The following is a 4,329-nucleotide window of genomic DNA, read 5'->3' on the forward strand; positions in this document are numbered from 1 at the left end:
GCGGGACGAACGAGTGGGCCGCGAGGTTCCCGCGGCCGGCGCCACACCGCCCCGGCGCCGTCCCGTTGCCGCGCCGGCTCCGCCCGGATCGTCCCGGTGCCGCTCGCCCTCCACGATCGAACCACCCCTTTACGCGCCGGTAACCGCGGCGGAACACCACCCAAGCTACCCCGACCCCACCACACAACATCACCACAATGATTCCGGAATGCGCCGGGCGTCCGCCGCCGGGGCCCGGTGACGCTCCGGCCTCGACCCCGCACCCGGAACACCACAACGGAGGAGGTTCGGACGTTCGACAGGGCCACAACTGGGGAACATCGCCTTCAGCGCGGGCCATCCGGGCGGGACGGACCGACCCACCCCAACGACAACAATCGCCCATGCGATGGTCGCGGGCAGTTCACACAGAGGTGTCGCCAATCGCCACGTGCAGGGCGGACCATTGAGGTGTGGTTCGTCTGGATAAGGTCGTCATGATGATCGGACGTTCAGTAGGCCGGGTTGTCATCTCCGATGTGACACCGACCGTCTCGTGTGGCCAGTGGCCGGCGCGGGCGGTCGCGGGCGAAATTCTCACCGTCGGTGCAACGGTGTTCCGCGAGGGTCATGACCTCATCGGCGCGAACGTCGTGCTGTCAGGTCCCGACGGGCAGGGAACTCCGTTCACCCGGATGCGGTCCGTTGGCCCCGGGACCGACCGTTACGAGGCGGAGATCACCGCCGGGACCGAAGGCCTGTGGGGATATCGGGTCGAGGCGTGGGCTGATCCGCTCGCCACCTGGCAGCACGGTATCGCCCTCAAGGTCGGCGCAGGCCAGAACACGGACGAACTCGCGGTGGACTTCGAGGACGGTGCGCGCCTGCTGCTGCGGGCCCTGCCCGGGCTCCCCGAACCGCGCCGGGCGGAGATCGCCCTCGCCGTGGCCGCGCTGCGCGACGACAATCGCACCGACCCCCGCGACCGGATCGCCGCGGCCCTCGATCCTCGGCTGGTGAGCCTGCTGGACGCCTGCCCGCTGCGCGAGCTGGTGACCCGCTCGCCGCTGTACCGGGTGTGGGTGGATCGTCGGCGCGCCCTCTACGGCAGCTGGTACGAGATGTTCCCGCGCTCGGAGGGCGCGAGCCTCGACCCGCCCCGGTCCGGGACCTTCCTCACCGCGGCCGAACGCCTGCCCGCGGTCGCGGCGATGGGCTTCGACGTGGTGTACCTGCCGCCGATCCATCCGATCGGCGAGGTCAACCGCAAGGGTCCCAACAACACCCTCACTCCCGGTCCGACAGACCCCGGCTCGCCGTGGGCCATCGGCAGCGAACACGGCGGCCACGACGCCGTGCATCCCGGCCTCGGCACGATCGACGACTTCGACCTGTTCGTCGCCCGGGCACGCTCGCTGGGCATGGAGATCGCGCTCGACCTCGCCCTGCAGTGCGCGCCGGACCATCCATGGGCGAAGCATCACCCGGAGTGGTTCGTCGTGCGCAGCGACGGCTCCATCGCCTACGCGGAGAATCCGCCGAAGAAGTACCAAGACATCTATCCGCTGAACTTCGACGCCGACCCGACCGGGCTCTACCAGGAGATACTACGCGTTGTCCGGTACTGGACTGCACACGGAGTACGAATCTTCCGTGTCGACAATCCGCACACAAAGCCCGTCGAGTTCTGGGAATGGCTCATCGCCCAGGTGAAGTCGACCGAACCGGATGTGCTCTTCCTCGCGGAGGCGTTCACCCGGCCGGCGATGATGCACACGCTCGCCAAGGTCGGTTTCACCCAATCATATACCTATTTCACCTGGCGCAACACGAAGTGGGAGCTCGAGAAGTACGCGCGCGAACTGGTGTCGGCCGCGCACTACATGCGGCCGAACTTCTTCGTCAACACCCCGGACATCCTGCCGGAGTACCTGCAGCACGGCGGCCCGGCGGCGTTCCAGATCCGGGCGGTGCTCGCGGCGACGCTGTCGCCGACCTGGGGCGTCTACGCCGGGTACGAGTTGCGCGAGAACACCCCGGTCCGACCGGGCAGCGAGGAGTACCTGGACTCCGAGAAGTACCAGTACCGGCCGCGCGACTGGGCCGCGGCGGAGCGTGCGGGCCAGTCGCTCGCGCCGTACCTGACCAGACTCAACCAGATCCGCCGCGCCCACCCCGCCTTGCAGTGGCTGCGCAACCTCCACTTCCACCATGCCGACGGGGACGAGATCATGGTCTTCTCCAAGCGGGTGGACTCCCTGCGAGCAGACGACACGGGTCCCGGGGACACGGCCGCTGCCGACACCGTGCTCGTCGTCGTCAACCTCGACCCGCACGCTCCCCGGGAGACCACCGTGCGGCTCGACATGCCGGCCCTCGGCCTCGGCTGGGAAGACTCCTTCGAGGTCACCGATGAGATCACTGGTGCCGCCTACGCGTGGGGCAAGCAGAACTACGTGCGGCTGGACCCGGCGGTCGGGCCCGCGCACGTCTTCGCTGTGCGGGCCCGGCCGTGATGGATTCTGAGCCTCTCAGCGAACCGATCGGCGAGCACGCCCCCGGCCCGGCCCCCGCCATGCCGAGCGGGGAGACCTTACGCGACCCGCGCTGGTTCAAGCGGGCCGTGTTCTACGAGGTGCTCATCCGCGGCTTCGCGGACTCCAACGGCGACGGCACCGGGGACATTCGCGGCCTGATCTCCAGACTCGACTACCTGGAGTGGCTCGGCGTCGACTGTCTGTGGCTGCTGCCAATCTACTCCTCGCCGTTGCGTGATGGCGGCTACGACATCAGTGACTACTTTCAGATCCTACCGGAATTCGGCGACCTCGGCGACTTCGTCAGCCTGGTCGACGAGGCCCACCGCCGGGGCATCCGGATCATCGCGGATCTGGTGATGAACCACACCTCGGACGCCCACCCCTGGTTCCAGGCGTCCCGCTCCGACCCCGACGGGCCGTTCGGGGACTTCTACGTCTGGTCCGACAGCGACGAGCTGTACCCGGACGCCCGGATCATCTTCGTGGACACCGAGAAGTCGAACTGGTCGTGGGATCCGGTCCGCGGTCAGTACTACTGGCACCGTTTCTTCTCCCACCAGCCCGACCTGAACTATGACAACCCCGAGGTCCAGGAGGCGATGCTGGAGGTCCTGCGCTTCTGGCTCGATCTCGGCATCGACGGGTTCCGGCTCGACGCGGTCCCCTACCTCTATGTCCGGGAGAACACCAACGGCGAGAACCTGCCGGAGACCCGCGAGTACCTCAAACGGGTCCGCAAGGAGGTCGACGCCAAGTACGCCGACCGTGTGCTGCTCGCCGAGGCGAACCAGTGGCCCTCCGACGTCGTCGAGTACTTCGGCAACGACGACGAGTGTCACATGGCGTTCCACTTCCCGTTGATGCCGCGCATCTTCATGGCGGTCCGGCGGGAGTCCCGCTACCCGATCTCGGAGATTCTCGCTCAGACGCCCCAGATCCCGCCGAACTGCCAGTGGGGCATCTTCCTGCGCAACCACGACGAGCTGACGCTCGAAATGGTGACCGACGAGGAACGGGACTACATGTGGGCCGAATACGCGAAAGATCCACGTATGAAGGCCAACATCGGCATTCGTCGCCGGCTGGCGCCGCTGCTGGACAACAGCCGTGACCAGATGGAGCTGTTCACCGCGCTCCTGCTCTCGCTGCCCGGCTCGCCAGTGCTGTACTACGGCGACGAGATCGGGATGGGTGACAACATCTACCTGGGCGACCGGGACAGCGTCCGGACTCCGATGCAGTGGTCACCGGACCGTAACGCCGGTTTCTCCACCGCGGACCCGGCCCGGCTGTACCTTCCCCTGATCATGGATCCGGTCTACGGTTATCAGGCCCTGAACGTCGAGGCCGGACAGCGCATGCCGACCTCGTTCCTGGCCTGGACCAAGCGGATGATCGAGGTACGCAAGCGTCATCCGGTCTTTGGGCTCGGCGACTACACCGAGCTTGGCGCGTCCAATCCCTCGATCTTCGCCTTCGTCCGCGAGTTCGGCGACGACCGGGTCCTGTGCGTCGCGAATCTGTCCCGCTTCGCCCAGCCGGTGGAGCTCGATCTGCGTCGTTTCGAGGGATTGGTTCCGGTGGAACTGCTCGGCCGGGTGCACTTCCCGCCGATCGGCGAGCTTCCCTACCTGCTGACGCTGCCAGGTCACGGACGTTACTGGTTCGCGGTGACCAGACCGGGGGAATTCACCCCCTAGTACTCCAACCCGACTTTTGTGATCAGTTGAGTTGTAGCTTCACGGCCTGGCGGTGGTAGTGGCAGTGTTTGGCGAGGAACTGCCGGTGGCGCCGCCACCAGGACCAGGCC

Annotated in this window: 2 protein-coding genes and 1 pseudogene; all 3 read left to right on the forward strand. The window is 67.0% G+C overall.

The features are described 5' to 3' along the window. Positions 1-241 (forward strand): annotated as a pseudogene (locus ACY45C_RS07085) (hypothetical protein); the annotation flags it as partial. Positions 242-476: 235 nt separating this feature from the next. Further along, positions 477-2,495, forward strand: a complete 2,019-nt coding sequence (locus tag ACY45C_RS07090) for an alpha-1,4-glucan--maltose-1-phosphate maltosyltransferase (RefSeq protein WP_462186838.1) — start codon at positions 477-479, stop codon at positions 2,493-2,495. After that, on the forward strand, positions 2,495-4,219 hold the full coding sequence (gene treS, locus ACY45C_RS07095) for a maltose alpha-D-glucosyltransferase (RefSeq protein ID WP_462186839.1): 1,725 nt from the start codon (positions 2,495-2,497) through the stop codon (positions 4,217-4,219). Before ACY45C_RS07090 ends, treS begins: the two co-directional genes overlap by 1 nt. The last annotated feature ends 110 nt before the right edge of the window (positions 4,220-4,329 follow it).

The sequence above is a fragment of the Frankia sp. CcWB2 genome (assembly GCF_977927585.1).

Bases quoted from the DNA above. Each gene is read 5' to 3' on its own strand.
- ACY45C_RS07090 (WP_462186838.1), top strand. From the start codon at position 477: ATGATGATCGGACGTTCAGTAGGCCGGGTTGTCATCTCCGATGTGACA.
- treS (WP_462186839.1), top strand. From the start codon at position 2,495: ATGGATTCTGAGCCTCTCAGCGAACCGATCGGCGAGCACGCCCCCGGC.